This is a genomic window from Rhizobium viscosum (genome assembly GCF_014873945.1).
Classification (GTDB): domain Bacteria; phylum Pseudomonadota; class Alphaproteobacteria; order Rhizobiales; family Rhizobiaceae; genus Rhizobium; species Rhizobium viscosum.
Window position 1 is genome coordinate 371,219 of record NZ_JADBEC010000002.1, and the last position, 15,882, is coordinate 387,100.

A 15,882-nucleotide genomic window follows, 5' to 3' on the forward strand; every position below is an offset into this window, starting at 1 on the left:
GAGACATCATGAACACGACCGAAAAGGTAATCTTCGAGCAGTTCCCCTATTGGGAAAAAGCCATCGGATCGAATACGGCAAGCGGCAAGGCGGATGACCTCCTCGTCTTCGTCGGCTGCGGCACCTCCTTCAACCTCGCTTTGTCTCTGGCCGCCTATGCCAACAGCCTGAGGCGCAAGGCAATCGCCGTCCCGGGGGCGGAATGGCTGAACCGGCCTTCTTACTTCTGGCCGGAATGGCAGAAAACCCATGTGGTCGCGCTTTCGCGCAGCGGCGAAACGACGGAAACGGTCGCTGCGGCCAAGGCAAGCCGCGCTGCCGGCGCGTTCGTCACTGCCGTCACGGTCGAGCCCGAAAGCGCGCTTGCCAGGAATTGCGACCAGCTGATCTGCTCGCCAACCCATCCGGACGAAGGCATCGTCATGACAGTGTCGGCGAGCCTCATGGTCTTGCTCAGCCTGCAGACGATCGGCCAGACCGTGCCGGCTTCGATCGTCGCATCGGCACGGCAGCTTGCGAACACGCTTGATGCCGCCCTGCCCGATATCATCAAGGACCGTTCGCACTTCGTCTTTCTCGGCGGCGGACCGCTTTTCGGCATCGCGCTTGAAGGCGCATTGAAGTTGATGGAGATGAGCCAGCTCATGACGCAGGCTTTCCATCCGCTCGAATACCGCCATGGGCCGATCAGCCTCGTCGATGAGAAGACGGCGGTTATCGTGCTCTACAGTCCGGACCAGAGAGAAGCCGAGGCCAAGCTGGTTGGCGAGCTGCGCGAAAAAGGCGCTGTTGTCATCGGCTTCGGCGGCCCTGGCGATCTGGAGCTTACTGTTGATGTCGACCTGTCGCTCGCCGGGCTCACCGTTCTGCCGGCGCTGCAGATCCTCGGCGAACGTGCCGCTCAGGCACGCCACATCGATACGGTTTCACCGCGTCATCTCACTAAAGTTGTCACACTCGCATGAGCGCGGCGGTCGATCGAAATCGCCAGATTGCCCTGGCGAAACTATTCGGGGACAGAGGGCTGCCCCTGCCCCGCGGTATCACATCCGTTTGCTCTGCCCATCCCCTGGTCATCGAAGCAACATTGCGACGTGCCGCCCGACAGAGCGACGTCGTCCTGATCGAGGCGACCTGTAATCAGGTCAATCAAGAGGGCGGCTATACCGGTATGACGCCGGCGGATTTCCGCGCCTTCATCGAACGAATTGCGGCAAGCGTCGGCTTTCCTGCCGCGCGCATCATTCTCGGCGGCGACCATCTCGGCCCGAACCCGTGGCGGAAACTCAGCGCTGACGATGCCATGGCACGCGCCGAAGCCATGGTAACAGCATATGTGGAAGCCGGCTTCGAAAAGCTGCATCTCGACACATCAATGGGCTGCGCCGGGGAACCTGTGGCCCTTGCCAATGAATTGACGGCAGCAAGAGCCGCGCGGCTGGCACGGGCCGCCGAAGAGGCCACCCGCCGCAGCGGCCGTCGCCCGCCGGTCTATATCATCGGCACGGAAGTGCCGCCGCCGGGTGGCGCCACACATGCCCTGGACGAGCTCGAGGTCACGCGGCGGGAAGCCGCAGTAAGGACGCTCGATGTTCATCGCGAGGCTTTTACCCAGGCTGGGGTCGGTTCCGCACTGGAGCGGGTAATCGCCATCGTCGTTCAGCCGGGTGTGGAATTCGGCAATGCCAATGTCGCGCTCTACAAGCCCGAGCGGGCACAGGAGCTGATCTCCGCGCTCGACGAGATGAACGGTCTGCTCTTCGAAGCCCACTCCACCGACTACCAGCCGGCAGACCTGCTGGCTTCTCTGGTCGACGGCGGATTTTCTATCCTTAAAGTCGGGCCGGGCCTGACCTTTGCATTGCGCGAGGCGCTCTACGGCCTCGATGCGATCGCCGACACGCTCTCAGGCGGCAAGGAAGCCCGCGGGCTAGCAACGACGATGGAAGAGATCATGCTTGGCAAGCCTGGACATTGGGCCGGTCACTATGGCGGTACGGCAGATGAGCAGCGCCTGCAGCGACATTTCAGTTACAGCGACCGCATCCGCTATTATTGGCCGGACGCGCGCGCTGCCGGGGCGGTCGACAATCTGCTCGCGCAGTTGCCCGACGAGATCCCGGAAACGCTGATCAGCCAGCATCTTGCCCGTCTCTATCCCGATGTGGTCGAGAAACGCCTGGCGCCCAAGGCTCGCGATCTTTGCCTTGCCGCCATTGATGCAGCCCTCGCACCCTACGCCACCGCGACAGCGCCTCGGTAGCAGGCATGTCACATGTCGCTCTCAGGGGCGATCGCAGATCCGAAATCAGATTTCAGCCGGAGACAGTTATGGCGTCCGTAAACGTGGCGAATGTCCGCAAGAACTATGGTCACTTCGAAGTGTTGCACGGTGTCGACATCGATATCCGCGACGGAGAATTCGTCATCCTCGTCGGCCCCTCCGGCTGTGGCAAGTCGACCTTGCTGCGCATGATCGCGGGGCTTGAGGAAATCTCCGGTGGCAATGTCTCGATCGGCAGCAAGGTCGTCAACAATGTCGCTCCGAAGGAGCGCGACATTGCCATGGTCTTTCAATCATATGCGCTTTATCCGCATATGACGGTCGAAGCGAATATGGGATTTTCGCTGCGACTGGGGAAAGCGCCGAAGGAGCAGATCAAGGCGCGTGTCCGTGATGCGGCGCAGATCCTCGGCCTCGAACATCTACTCGACCGCTACCCAAGAAATCTCTCCGGCGGCCAGCGTCAGCGCGTCGCGATGGGCCGCGCGATCGTGCGCCAGCCGCAGGTCTTCCTCTTCGACGAGCCTCTCTCTAATCTCGACGCCAAGCTTCGCGTGCAAATGCGCGCGGAGATCAAGCAACTGCACCAGCGGCTGAAGACGACGACCATCTACGTGACGCACGATCAGATCGAAGCCATGACCATGGCAGACCGGATCGTCGTGATGCGCGATGGTTATGTTGAGCAGATCGGTTCACCGCTCGATCTCTACGACCGCCCGGCCAATCTCTTCGTCGCCGGCTTCATCGGCTCTCCGGGCATGAATGTTATCAAGGGCAGGATCAGCTCGTCCGGGCCGCTTGAATTCATCGCCGACGGAGGAGCGCGCCTGCCGCTGCCGGAGGCTGCGGCGGTCGCGCGCGGCGCAGAGGTTGTCTACGGCATCCGTCCGGAGCATCTGATCGTCAGCCAGGATGGCGTGAGCGCCGAGGTGGCGGTCATCGAACCAACAGGCGCCGAGACCCAGATTAACGCGAAGATTGGATCGGATCCGTTTGTCGCCACGGTGCGGGACCGGCTTTCCCTGAAAGCCGGCGACACCGTCAGGATGATGCCGGATCTCAGCAAACTTCATCTCTTCGATGCCAAAACCGAAAAGCGCCTGTCGATCGGCTAGCGGCTGGTTGCGCTATCGAGTCCACGAAGGCTTGGCGCTGAAAGTGGTGCGGCGACGGTCGCCGCACCGTATCTTGCTCTGGTGGTTCGAGCTTCAGAACTCTTCCCAGTTGTCGCCCTTTGTATCGAGGGCGGCATTTCCCGAGAATGCAGAAGCGATCTTGCGGCCGAGGGCACGGACCGGTGACGGAGCCGGAGTATCATTTCGTGCGGCGGCGCGAGGAGCAGCGGAACGCAGTGCATAACTGACCTCGCTCAGCTTGAACTGGGCAAGAAGCTCGTTGAGCGAAGCAACTTCCTTCGCAAGGTTATGGCTTGCGGCAGTCGACTCTTCGACCATAGCTGCGTTCTTCTGCGTATCCTGGTCCATCTGGTTGACGGCCAGGTTGATCTGGTCGAGACCGGAGGACTGCTCCTGCGATGCTTCGACGATCGCGGCAATATGGCGGTTGATTTCCTGCACCTCGGCGACGATCGCTTCCAGCGCCTTGCCGGTTTCCCCGACGAGGCCGACGCCCGAATTGACCTGTTCGCTCGACGTGTTGATCAGAGCCTTGATTTCCTTGGCGGCGTTTGCAGAACGCTGGGCGAGTTCGCGGACTTCCTGGGCGACGACCGCAAAGCCCTTTCCGGCTTCGCCGGCGCGGGCCGCTTCGACGCCAGCATTCAAAGCCAGGAGATTGGTCTGGAAGGCGATATCGTCGATCACGCCGATGATGTTGGAGATCTCGCCCGAGGACTTTTCGATCTGCTGCATGGCCGAAACCGCCTTGCGGACGACTTCGCCGGATTTTTCCGCGCCTGTCTTGGCACGCGAGACGAGCTCTCCCACTTCCTTGGCTCGCTTGCTCGAATCCTTCACGGTCGTGGTGATTTCTTCGAGGGCTGCAGCCGTTTCCTCCAGCGCCGCTGCCTGCTGTTCTGTGCGCTTGGCAAGATCGTCAGCGGCCGATTTGATCTCGTTTGCTCCGGAGTCGATGCCGCGGGCATTCTGCGACACGCGGTTCAACGCGGATTGCAGTTTGTCAGCGGAGTTGTTGAAGTCGCTGCGGACGCCATCGAGCCTTGTCACGAAAGGCTGGTCGATACGGTAGGACACATCGCCGTCGGCGAGCTTCGAGAGACCAGCGGCGAGGTTGTCGACGGCAAACTGCACATCGGCAGCATCTTTCGCCTTTTCCTTCTCGCGTTCGATCTGCTCTCTTTCGCTCATGCTGCGATTGGCCTCTGCCTCCTGCTCGAGGCGAACCCGCTCGATTGCATTCTGCTTGAAGACCTGAACAGCGCGAGCCATGGCGCCAATTTCATCCGGTCTGGCCTGCCCCTGAACTTCGACATTGAGATCGCCTGCGGCCAGACGCGCCATGGTGTTGGTTGTCTTCTTGATAACCGCAGCAATCGACCGCGCAAAAACGAGGAAGCCGACAAGCGAAATCAGCGAGACGATTACCGCACCAATCGCCGCCATCCAGAGCGCCTGCTGCGACGCTTCGACGATCTCCGTCACATCGGAGCCGATTTCGAAGACGCCAATCTTGCGACCGGAGAAATCTTCAAAGGGAATGGCCGCGACTTCGTAGTCCTTGTCGCCGAGAACGGCATGGACGCGGATGCGGTCACCGTTGAAGGCGGCCTGCAACTGCTCCTGAGTGAGGATTGTCTTGTCACCGAAGGTCGAGGCCTGTGGTACGAACTTGTCATCCTGAAGAATATGCACTGCGACGGCCGCATCGACCGACCGCGCCAGCGGCGCAAAATAGTCGTTCGTGAGCGAGGTGCCGACATCGACGACGCCGACGGTCTTGCTATCCTTGATAACAGGTGCTGAGGCAAACATGCTGACGGCGGTCCGCCCGGGTTCGATGCCGGCGTTCAGCTTGCCCTGCGTCAAAGCCGCGACGATCATCTTGCGACGTCCCTTGAGATCGTCGCCAAAAGTATCCGGAGTATGGACACGCGCAACGGCCAAGCCATCGGAATTGCTGAAGGTAATGAGCTGAAGACCCTGCGCTTTGATCGCCGGCAGGCTGGCAGCGTATTTTGCAAGAATGGCTGCGCGATCATTTTTTGCGATCAGGTCAGCCGTTTCAGGCTCGCCGGCAAGAGCGAGGGCAAGCCCGGCAGCCGCCCGCTTCTGAGCCTCCATGTCCGTCTGAATCACGTGCAGATCAGACGAAAGCTCCTTCTGAAGCGACTGATCGCTCATCGCGTTCTGACGATACCAGGCAAGACCACCGATTGCTGCGCTTGCAAACAAAACGGCCGCAAACCCATAGGCCGTGATGCGAATCCATATCGGCCGCTTGATCTTTTCCTTGTCCATAACGTCCCCTCAAATATCGATGACCCTAATTCTTGAGGGGAAAACTTGTTTTTTACTTAATTTTGAATGGTCAACATTATGCATGGACCCAGGGAGCTGCATCGCTGCCGCCACCGCGTTAAGCGTTAAAGTCGACAAAATTCTCGCCTGGGTTGCCGATGGCTTCTTGGCGTCATCGACTTCAAAGCTGCCGCCGATAAGAAGGCCGCATCCCACGCCGGCTTTGAGAAGACTCGCAGCATGTCACCGCAAGAAGCGAGCAACAAATTCATGAGACGCGGCGACGGCCTTTCGACCAACAGACATGAGCGTACGGCGCTGCCGAGCATTTCAAGCAGTTCCAAGGCTCTGGCTCACGCGATACGGCAAGCTATCGAAGTCGCAGGCGGAATGGCCGCGCAATTGCCGGGCGCCGTCCAGATTCTGCGGCCGTCAGGTCTGTCTCCCTACTTTGCACAGGTCACTCCCCTGCCGCCAAATTCTTTCGTTGCCTGGGATTCGGCGGACTCCGGCGCCCGCGTACTTCTTCAGATCGTCGACGCGGAAAGCCGGGCCATTGCGCAGGCGGAACAGCTTCGTAGGATCTTCAGCTTGACCGCCGCGGAAACGAAGGTGGCCGTGCTCGTCGGCTGCGGGTTCTCGGTTCCGGAGACCGCCAGGATGCTTGCCCTGTCTCCCAACACCGTCAAAACGCACACAGCAAGGCTTCTGTCCAAGACGGGTGTGCGATCTCAAGCGGCATTCGCGCGGTTAATGGCATCCGTTCCCACGCGGCCCGGCCGATCCTAGAACGACACAATAAAACCGAAAATACGGGAAGGTGATGCCGAACATGCCCCTCCCCCTCAATAATCAGCTTCGCGATCAGGGATCAGGCGTCGTCAGCTCCGTTTCCTTCGTGTCGACGACGAATACCGCCAGGATTTTTGCAGGTTTCGTCTTGCTGGCATTCGCGCTGACCAGGTGATGATCGCCAGGCACTTCGATCCAATTCTCTCCGGTCTTGAAGACCTTTTCCTTGCCGTCGTTCACCTTGCTTTTGATTTCGCCCTCAATGACAGTGGCGTAGATGAATGCGCTCTTCGCATGGGTATGCGCAGGATTATAGCCGCCCGGCCCATATTCAACGAGAACGCCGCGCATGCTTTTGCCGGGGACGTTTGGCAATTCATGATCGAACACGACCGTGATTTTGGCGTTATGGGCTTTCTGGGCCGCAAGAGCCGGGGCTGCAACAAAGGTCAGCGCCAGCGCGGCGGTGGTCAAGGACTTGAGCATCGTATCTTTCTCCTCTGAGGCTCGCTACGACCTGGGCAGACTAAGTCCATGCACGATGAGAGGTCAAATATACGATGGTTTAACGCTCTGCCCTGCGGCTGTCAGGACACAGTCCGAGAGTCTGTCGACAACCAGTTAAGGTTGTTGTTGCGGTTGTCGCCAACAAGATATATCTCAGAAATGCCACTCGAAATTGTCTTTTTTCGCCGCCGTTGCGATTGAGATCAAACTCCCGAACCGATCATCCCGGAGCGATCGAATGCATATCCAGCCGCAACATCGGATCTATGTCTGCTTCTTTCTTTTCGCCATTTCGATGGGAGCACTGCTTTCGCGCCTGCCCGACCTGCAGGACGCCTTGGGCGTCAACAAGTCCGAACTCGGCCTCACGCTGATCGGTGCGGCGATCGGTGCGCTGATTTCCCTGACATTCGCGTCACCGCTCATTGCGTACTTCGGCGCGCGCAAGACAGCGTTCCTGACGGTGCTTGGCACGTCTGCGCTACTTGCGACCATTCCCTGGGCCAATGCCGCCTGGCTGGTTTTCTTCATTCTATTCTGTGAGGGCTTGCTGGCCGGCGCCCTGGAGATCAATCTCAATGTCGAGATCGATCGCATCGAAGCCCAACTCGACCGCGGCGTGATGAACAGGGCGCATGGCTTCTGGAGCCTCGGATTTTTCCTGACCGCGCTCGTTGGCTCAGCCGTTCGACAAGCGGGCGTGCCGATGTCTCTCCACCTCGCACTGACATTCACCTTCGTGTTGATCGTTGGCACCGTCATTATTTCGGGCATCAAGAATGCGCCGGCCCGCGCCGGGGGCGAGCATGTGGAAGGTCCAAGCATAGCGCTGCCGACATGGGGGCTCATGCCCCTTTGCATCATCGGTATTGCCGCCTTCCTAGTGGAAGGCGCCGGCATCGACTGGTCGGCTATCTATATGCGCGACGCCTTCGCGGTCGAGCCCTTTATCGGCGGCCTTGGCCTGACGCTGTTCACCTTTTTCATGGCGGTCGCCCGACTGTTCGTCGATCCGCAAGTCGACCGATTTGGCGCACGCGCCGTCGCCACGTTTCTGCTGGTTCTTGCGGTGGTCGGACTCTGCGCCGTCTGGCTTGCGCCACACCCCTATGTCGCCCTGTTCGGTTTTGCGCTGATGGGTGGCGGCTGCAGCGCGGTCTATCCCCTTGCCGTTTCCGCCGCGGCACAGCGGACCGATCGCCCAACCCATATGAATGTTGCAGCCCTTGGACAAATGTCCTTCGTCGTGTTCTTCCTGGCGCCGCCGTTGCTTGGGTTCGTCGCCGAACATGCCGGCATCAGGGTCTCATACCTTGTCTGCCTTCCCATCATCATTGCGGCCTTGTGCCTGACAAAAGCGCTGAAGCCGCGCGGAAGTGACAACAAGACTGGAATCGAGAGCGAAGCCAATCAGGCAGCGCGCGTATAAACGATCGGCTATGGCTCGCCGGCCTCAAGCTTGATCACCCTGACCAGCGGACCGGCGAAAGACGAGCGTACAGGGCAATCTCTCGACGCCTGGCTCGATCGTCTCGCCTTTCGACAAGGCAAGGATCGCCAGCCCCGCCCGGTGACCGAGCTCCTTGAGTTCCATGTCAATGGTCGTCAGCGGCGGACGTGTCTGCCGTGAGACGACCTCCCAATTGTCGAAACCGACCACCGCGACGTCGCCGGGGATGGAGATGTTTCTGTCGCGCAGCGCATCGATGACACCACGGGCGATCTCGTCACTGCCGCAGAAAATCGCATCCGGTTTCGCCCCGGATCGCGAGAAGACGGTCTCGATCGCCGCATGTCCCCATTCTTCCGACCAGTCGCCGAACATGACCTCGGCTGCCGGCCCGGCGAGTTCCTGATACGCCTCGGCGCGGATGCAGGCAGCACGATAGTTCCGCTCGCCGGTGATATGCAGAATGCGTGACCGGCCGAGACCCTGGAGATGTTCGACTGCCAGCCGCGCGCCTTGAGCATCATCGGGATGAAAGCTGACGCTATCCGATGGCCCTTGCGCGAAGACATAGACCACCGGAATGCCCAATTGGGTCAGTTCCGGCGGCGGCTCCATGTCGATGCGTGTCGCGGTGAAGATGATGCCGTCGACCTGTCTGTCGCGCAGCGCTTCAAGATGCAGTCTCGCCAGTCGCGGATCATTATTGGTGGCACAGAGGAAGAGCGAAACACCGTGATCGACCAGCACTTCCGACACGCCCGACGCCATCGGCAAGGTTAGACGCCCATAGGTGTCGTTGGTCAGCATTCCAATCGCATGGCTGCGCTTGGTCAGCAACCCACGCGCGAGCGCATTCGGGCGAAATCCGATCTCCTCGGCAATCCGTCTCACCTTTTCGCGCGTTTCGGCATTGGTTCGCCCGGTGCCGTTCAACGCGTTCGAGGCCGTTGAAATACTCACGCCCGCAGCCTTCGCCACGTCACGGATCGTATGCCGGCCGCCACTTGATTCCTTCAAAATCGCACCCATTCAACTGGCTTGTTAAAACCTTTTAGCAGAAATAATTTAGTTGCTAAAAGGTTTTAACAAAAACATGGCCTTTTCATGCATACAACCTGTCGACATGAAAAATTTTCTCCTTTAACGTCGTCTTTGTCTCGAGGCAGAGGAGCCTCGCATAAGAGAAGGGGAACCCACATGTTACATTTGAAAACCACCATTGCCGCCGTTGCGCTGCTGGCGAGTTCTTCTCTCGCCAGCGCCGAAGAAATCACGCTATGGGTGCGGACCTCTTCGGGTGCCGTGCTTCAGGGCCTAGCGGAGAAATACAATGCCTCGCATTCCGACAAGGTTAACGTCACCCAGATCACCGCCGAGCAGATGGTGCCGAAGCTCGGCGCCGCGGTTGCCGGCGGTGCAGCCCCTGACGGCGCGGTCCTCGACCTGATTTACTTGCCGACCTTCGCGGCCAATGACAGCCTTGAGGACATCAGCGATTTCGTCAAGGGCCTGCCCTATTCGGCAGCATTGAGCCCATCGCATATCCGCCTCGCCACCTATGACGGCAAGGTCTACGGCGTGCCGGCACTGCCCGATGCCTCGATCATTGCCTACAATACCGACCTCTTCAAGAAAGCCGGCCTCGACCCGGAGAAGGCGCCAGCCTCGCTTGAGGAGATTGCTGCCGATGCGAAGAAGATCCATGCGCTCGACAAGGAAACCTATGGCTTTTATTTCGTCGCCAATTCCGGCAGCTGGTTGATCTACGACTTCCTGCCGCATCTGTGGGCCGCCAATGCCGATGTTCTGAGCGATGACGGCCGTACCGCAACCGTCGACACGCCGGCGATGCGCGACACGATTGCCGCCTATCGCGACATGTGGAAGGAAGGCGCCATCCACCCGACCTCACGTTCGGGCAACGGCAACAACGCCGTTGAAGCCTTCGCCTCCGGCAAGGTCGGCATCCTCATGACCGGCTCCTATATCGTCAACCTGCTGACCAGCAAATATCCCGACGTCAAGTTCGCTGTTGCCCCGATCCCGGGTCCCAAGGGCGGTGCATCGAGCTTTGCCGGCGGCGATACGGTGGCCCTCATCAAGGGCATCAGCGAGGAAAAGAAGAAGGTCGCGCTCGACTTCGTGAAATTCTACATGGAGCCCGAGCAGCAGGTTTATATCACGCAGGAATCCGGCATGCCGTCGCGCACCGATCTTGCTAAGGAAGCCTATGCCAAGTTCGACCCGCGCAACCTCATCGCCTATGACATCCTCGCCAAAGCGCGCACGCCCTATACGTTTTCCTCGGATGAGTTGTTCGTCAGCCGCACCGGCCCGTTCCTCAACCTGATCCAGGGCACGATCTTCGGCGACGATGTCGATGGTTCGATCAAGAAGGCGCAGGACGACTTCACCAAAATCCTCGACCGCACAAATCCGTAACAACATCTGAAGCGGGGCGGCCGTCCGCCCCGCAATTCGGGATTGCCGACGCGCGGTTTGAAATCTTCGAGGAAAAATAGTGGTCGACACGCCGACAACTCATATCAAACAGCCGATCTCCGGGGAGCCGGAGCCGAAGGGCTGGCTGGGGCTGGCCTTCATCCTGCCCGGCTTCCTCTTCATCCTGGTGCTGTTTCTCGTTCCGCTCGCCATGACGATATGGATGAGCTTCTACAACTGGCCGCTGCTCGGCCGGAAGAAATTCATCGGTCTCGCCAATTACAGCGAGCTCCTGGGCGACATGCAGCTCTGGCATTCGCTGGGCTTCACGATGCTCTACACCGTGCTGGTGACGGCCGCGATCTTTGTAGTAGCTTTTCCGCTGGCGCTGCTGGTCGATCGCCCGCTGCGCTCGGCCGGCTTTTTCCGCACCATTTTCTTCATGCCTGTCGTGATCGGCTTCGGCGCGGCCTCGACGCTCTGGATGTGGCTACTCAATCCCGACAGCGGCGTTTTCGCGCAAGTCTTACGCGGCATCGGCCTCATCAGTTCCGCACCGCGCCCGCTCGAAAGCTTCTGGCCAGCGATGGCCGTGATCATTCTGATGGTCGTCTGGAAAACCGCCGGCTTCACCATGGTCATCCTGTTGACCGGTCTGCAAGGCATTTCCAACGATGTCATCGAGGCCGCCAAGATCGATGGCGCCAGCGTCTTCAGCCGCTTCCGCCGTATCACCCTGCCACTGATGCGCAATTCGCTGGTGCTGGCGCTGGTCCTCAACGTCACCTCCTCCATGCTCGCCTTCGACCAGTTCTTCATCATCACCCAGGGCGGGCCGGAAAACAGCACGATCTCGGCGGTGTTCTCCATCTACCTGGCGTCCTTCTCGTCCTATCGGCTCGGCTACGGTTCGGCGCTCTCCTTTGCGCTGCTGATCGTGCTGGTCGCCATCAGCGCCATTCAATTCGTGCTGCTGCGCGAGCGGCCGGAGGAAGGCTAATGACTCAAACGAAGACAAACACCAATTCGCGCGGCGGCCAGACGGGATATCTCCTCTTCCTGCTCGTATCGATCCTGTTTGCGATCTTCTTCATCATGCCGATCGTCTGGTCGCTTGCCAATTCCTTCAAGCCGGCCGCCGAAGCGCTTGCCAATCCGGCCGCGCTATTTTCGAAGACCTTCTCGCTAGAGAATTACCGGCGGCTCGAGAATGTCGGGGCCGGCTGGTATGTCTATGCCGCCAATTCCGTGATGATCGCGATCGGTACGGTTCTCCTGACCGTCATCGTCTCCGTGCCGGCCGGTTACGGCTTCTCCAAGTTCAAGTTTCCGGGCCAGTCCATCCTCTTCGTGCTGATCATGGCAACGATGATGATCCCGTTCCAGTCGATCCTGACGCCGCTGTTCCTGATCCTGAAACTGCTTGGATTGCAGAACAGCCTGGTCGGCCTGGTGCTGATCTACGTGACCTTCCAGTTGCCCTTCTCCGTCTTCATGATGCGCAATGCCTTTGACGCGGTGCCGAAGGCGCTGATCGAGGCGGCGCGTATCGATGGGGCCTCGCAGGCGACGATCCTGCGCCGTATCATGCTGCCGATTGCGTTGCCGGGCGTCGCGACAGTGGCGATGTTTGCCTTCCTCAACTCGTGGAACGAGTTCCTGGCTGCCCTCATCTTCCTGTCGGACCAGAACAAGTTCACGCTGCCGATCATGCTCGTGAATGTCTCCTCCGGCCTTTACGGCATCATCGACTGGGGCGCCCTGCAGGCGGGCATCGCGGTCACCATGATCCCCTGCATCATCCTCTTCCTTCTTCTGCAACGCTATTATGTGCGCGGCCTGACGGCCGGCGCCGTGAAATGAAAAGCGGCCCGTCCGCTCAAGGAGTTCCCATGCCTATCGCTCAGAAATCCCCTTCCCGATCGCCGATCGACCGTTACGTGCCCGCCGACCATACCCGCGTCGCTTTCAATGGCGGCTTCTGGAAGAGCTGGACGGAAACCGTCCGTAACGTGACCATCCCGACCCAGCATATGCGGCTCGACGAGGAAGGCTTCCTCGAAGTCCTCGATTTCGACAAGCCGGCCGGTCCGCTGGCGCGGCCGATCCAGCCGAGCGGGTTGTCGATGCAGCATTTCTTCGATTCCGATTTCGGCAAGTGGATCGAGGCTGCGAGCTACACGCTGAAGAACAACCCGAACGCTGATATCGACGCAAAGATCGACGCGATCGTCGAAAAGCTCGAACATGGACAGATGGCCGACGGCTACCTCAACAGCTGGTTCATCCGACGCGAGCCGGAAAAGCGCTGGACCAATCTGCGCGACCTGCACGAAATGTATTCGATGGGCCATCTGCTGGAAGGTGCGGTCGCCTATTACGAGGCGACCGGCAAGCGCCGATTCCTGGATGTGATGATCCGTGCCGTCGATCACATCATCGACACGTTCGGCCGCGAACCGGGCAAGTTGCGCGGCTACGATGCGCATGAGGAAATCGAGCTGGCGCTGGTCAAGCTTTACCGCGTCACCAGGGATCCCCGCCATCTGGATCTCGCGACCTATTTCGTCGACGAACGCGGCCAGATGCCCTCCTATTATGACGAGGAGGCGCGCAAGCGCGGCGAAGACCCGGCCAGTTATGTGTTCCAGACCTATGCCTATAGTCAGGCGCATATGCCGGTGCGCGAACAGACGCAGGTGGTCGGGCATGCCGTACGCGCCATGTATCTGTTCTCTGCCATGGCCGATCTCGCATTCGAGAACGACGATGAAAGCCTGAAGAGCGCCTGCGACCGGCTGTTCGACAATCTGGTCGGACGCCAGCTCTATGTCACCGGCGGCCTCGGCCCGTCCGCTTCGAACGAGGGTTTCACCAGGGAATACGACCTGCCGAATGAAACAGCCTATGCCGAAACCTGTGCTGCCGTGGCACTCGGCTTCTTCAGCCACCGAATGGCGCAGATCGAGCTCGACAGCAAGTTCACCGACAAGCTCGAAACCGTGCTCTACAATGGCGCACTGTCAGGCATCTCCCGCGACGGCGAACATTATTTCTATGAGAATGTGCTCGAGAGCCACGGCCAGAACCGCCGCTGGAAGTGGCACTACTGCCCCTGCTGCCCGACAAATATCGCCCGCTTCATCACCTCGCTCGGTCAATATTTCTATTCGACCAAGGCCGATGAGGTTGCTGTCCACCTCTACGGCGAAAATGCCGCCGAGCTCACGGTCGGCAATGCGTTCCTGCGTCTGAACCAGAAGACCGAATATCCCTGGAACGGCGATGTCGGGATCTCGCTTGGCCTCGAACAGCCGAAGCATTTCACACTGCGCCTGCGCATTCCCGGCTGGTGCCGCGATGCAAAGGCTTTCGTCAACGGCGAAGCAATCAAGCTGGATATCGTCAAGGGCTATGCGGCCATCGAACGCGAATGGAAGGATGGCGACGAGGTTCGGCTCGCCTTCGACATGCCGGTAGACCGCCTCTATGCGCATCCTGCCGCGACGGAGGACAACGGCCGTTTCGCGCTGCGGCGCGGCCCGGTGATCTTCTGCGTCGAGGAAGCAGATCTCGGCACGGAGCCGCAGCGGCTGAGGCTGCCCTCACAGGGTGAGATCGCCGCAAGTTTCGATGAAACGCTTCTCGGCGGCGCCACGGTTCTCGAGGGCGATGCGTTGGAAGCCGATGCATCCGACTGGCAGGAGACGCTCTATCGCACAGAGCCGCCGGCGCTGAAGCCGAGGCGGTTCAAGGCGATCCCCTACCATCTCTGGGCAAACCGAGAGCCGGGCGCAATGGCCGTCTGGCTGCACGAAAAGTAGGGAGATCACAATGGCACGCCTTGAACTGCGCAACGTGGTCAAATCCTACGGCATTTACGAAGCCGTGCGCGGCATCAACCTCGATATCGAGGACAATGAATTCGTCGTCTTCGTCGGCCCCTCCGGCTGCGGCAAGTCGACGACGCTGCGCATGATCGCCGGACTGGAGCACATTACCGGCGGCGACATCGTCATCGGCGATCAGGTCGTCAACCGGCTCGGCCCCGGCAAGCGCGACATTGCCATGGTGTTCCAGAACTATGCGCTCTATCCGCATATGAGCGTGCGCGAAAACATCTCCTTCTGCCTCGAACAGCAGAAACTGCCGAAGGCGGAGATCGACGAGCGCATCAGCCGCGCGGCCGAAACGCTGCATATCACCGAGCTTCTGTCGCGACGTCCCGGCCAGCTTTCAGGTGGTCAGCGCCAGCGTGTCGCCATGGGCCGCGCCATCGTCCGCAACCCAAAAGTCTTCCTGTTCGACGAACCGCTCTCCAATCTCGACGCCAAGCTGCGTGTGCAAATGCGCACCGAAATCAAGCGCCTGCACCAATTGCTGCCGACCACCACGGTCTATGTTACGCACGACCAGGTAGAGGCCATGACCATGGCCGATCGTGTCGTCGTCATGAATGGCGGCATCATCGAGCAGGCTGGACCGCCACAGGAACTCTATCATCACCCGGTCAGCCAGTTCGTGGCCGGCTTCATCGGATCACCATCGATGAATTTCCTCACGGCGATGCTTGAAGCCGAGGGAGATGGGCTGGTCGTCATCCTGGAAGACGGCAGCCGGCTCGCTGTTCCCGCAACCCGGTTTCAGGAATATCGAGCGCACGCCGGCAAGCCGGTGATCTTCGGAATTCGACCGGAATCGATATCAAGCCTGACGCAGAAACCCGGCTTTGAAACCATCGAGGCGAATGTCGATCTTGTGGAGCCGCTGGGACCGGAAACGATGATCTATTTCGATATCGGCTCGGTCAGCATGTGCGCCAATGTCGATCCCGAGAGCGACCCACGCCCACGCACCAAAATGCCGCTCTCCTTCAACATGAATCGCATGCATCTCTTCGATCCCGTCGGCGGCAGGTCGCTTTCGGTCTGACGTCCAGCGCGGTAGCAAAACGGCAGCGGCGCCCC

At 59.8% G+C, this 15,882-nt stretch carries 13 protein-coding genes; 10 read left to right on the plus strand and 3 right to left on the minus strand.

The features are described from left to right. Positions 1 to 8: 8 nt before the first annotated feature. The 3 genes from H4W29_RS22685 (at position 9) to H4W29_RS22695 (ending at position 3,402) form a co-directional block, all read left to right on the plus strand. Positions 9 to 965, plus strand: a complete 957-nt coding sequence (locus tag H4W29_RS22685; protein ID WP_192731117.1) for an SIS domain-containing protein — start codon at positions 9 to 11, stop codon at positions 963 to 965. Then, positions 962 to 2,263 (plus strand): D-tagatose-bisphosphate aldolase, class II, non-catalytic subunit, encoded by a 1,302-nt coding sequence (locus H4W29_RS22690; protein WP_192731118.1) that lies wholly within the window; start codon positions 962 to 964, stop codon positions 2,261 to 2,263. Before H4W29_RS22685 ends, H4W29_RS22690 begins: the two co-directional genes overlap by 4 nt. 68 nt (positions 2,264 to 2,331) lie before the next feature. Beyond that, positions 2,332 to 3,402 carry an ABC transporter ATP-binding protein gene (locus tag H4W29_RS22695; protein WP_192731119.1) on the plus strand — a complete coding sequence of 357 codons (1,071 nt, stop codon included), beginning with the start codon at positions 2,332 to 2,334 and terminating at the stop codon, positions 3,400 to 3,402. A 93-nt stretch (positions 3,403 to 3,495) separates the two neighbouring features. Here H4W29_RS22695 and H4W29_RS22700 read toward each other — a convergent pair whose 3' ends face one another. Then, positions 3,496 to 5,724 (minus strand): methyl-accepting chemotaxis protein, encoded by a 2,229-nt coding sequence (locus tag H4W29_RS22700; RefSeq protein ID WP_192731120.1) that lies wholly within the window; start codon positions 5,722 to 5,724, stop codon positions 3,496 to 3,498. A gap of 390 nt (positions 5,725 to 6,114) precedes the next feature. On the opposite strand from H4W29_RS22700, the gene H4W29_RS22705 reads away from it, so the two are divergent. Then, positions 6,115 to 6,513 (plus strand): helix-turn-helix transcriptional regulator, encoded by a 399-nt coding sequence (locus H4W29_RS22705; RefSeq protein WP_246517421.1) that lies wholly within the window; start codon positions 6,115 to 6,117, stop codon positions 6,511 to 6,513. A 75-nt stretch (positions 6,514 to 6,588) separates the two neighbouring features. Here the strand turns inward: H4W29_RS22705 and H4W29_RS22710 are convergent, their stop codons facing one another. Then, positions 6,589 to 7,002 carry a cupin domain-containing protein gene (locus H4W29_RS22710; RefSeq protein WP_192731121.1) on the minus strand — a complete coding sequence of 138 codons (414 nt, stop codon included), beginning with the start codon at positions 7,000 to 7,002 and terminating at the stop codon, positions 6,589 to 6,591. 259 nt (positions 7,003 to 7,261) lie between these two features. On the opposite strand from H4W29_RS22710, the gene H4W29_RS22715 reads away from it, so the two are divergent. Next, complete coding sequence (locus tag H4W29_RS22715) at positions 7,262 to 8,452, plus strand: MFS transporter (RefSeq protein WP_192731122.1); 1,191 nt, start codon at positions 7,262 to 7,264, stop codon at positions 8,450 to 8,452. Between the two features lie 24 nt (positions 8,453 to 8,476). Here the strand turns inward: H4W29_RS22715 and H4W29_RS22720 are convergent, their stop codons facing one another. After that, positions 8,477 to 9,502, minus strand: coding sequence for a LacI family DNA-binding transcriptional regulator (locus H4W29_RS22720; protein WP_192731123.1), 1,026 nt, complete (start codon positions 9,500 to 9,502; stop codon positions 8,477 to 8,479). Between the two features lie 168 nt (positions 9,503 to 9,670). Here H4W29_RS22720 and H4W29_RS22725 point away from each other — a divergent pair, with 168 nt between their 5' ends. From H4W29_RS22725 to H4W29_RS22745, 5 genes are all read left to right on the plus strand, one after another. Next, complete coding sequence (locus H4W29_RS22725) at positions 9,671 to 10,915, plus strand: ABC transporter substrate-binding protein (protein WP_192731124.1); 1,245 nt, start codon at positions 9,671 to 9,673, stop codon at positions 10,913 to 10,915. A 79-nt stretch (positions 10,916 to 10,994) separates the two neighbouring features. After that, on the plus strand, positions 10,995 to 11,915 hold the full coding sequence (locus tag H4W29_RS22730; protein WP_192731125.1) for a carbohydrate ABC transporter permease: 921 nt from the start codon (positions 10,995 to 10,997) through the stop codon (positions 11,913 to 11,915). Further along, the gene (locus H4W29_RS22735) at positions 11,915 to 12,778 is read left to right on the plus strand and encodes a carbohydrate ABC transporter permease (protein ID WP_192731126.1); all 864 of its coding nucleotides are present in this window, start codon (positions 11,915 to 11,917) and stop codon (positions 12,776 to 12,778) included. The genes H4W29_RS22730 and H4W29_RS22735 overlap by 1 nt, the downstream gene beginning before the upstream one ends. A gap of 29 nt (positions 12,779 to 12,807) precedes the next feature. Then, positions 12,808 to 14,739 carry a glycoside hydrolase family 127 protein gene (locus tag H4W29_RS22740; protein WP_192731127.1) on the plus strand — a complete coding sequence of 644 codons (1,932 nt, stop codon included), beginning with the start codon at positions 12,808 to 12,810 and terminating at the stop codon, positions 14,737 to 14,739. A gap of 10 nt (positions 14,740 to 14,749) precedes the next feature. Beyond that, complete coding sequence (locus H4W29_RS22745; RefSeq protein ID WP_192731128.1) at positions 14,750 to 15,847, plus strand: ABC transporter ATP-binding protein; 1,098 nt, start codon at positions 14,750 to 14,752, stop codon at positions 15,845 to 15,847. Positions 15,848 to 15,882 lie beyond the last annotated feature (35 nt).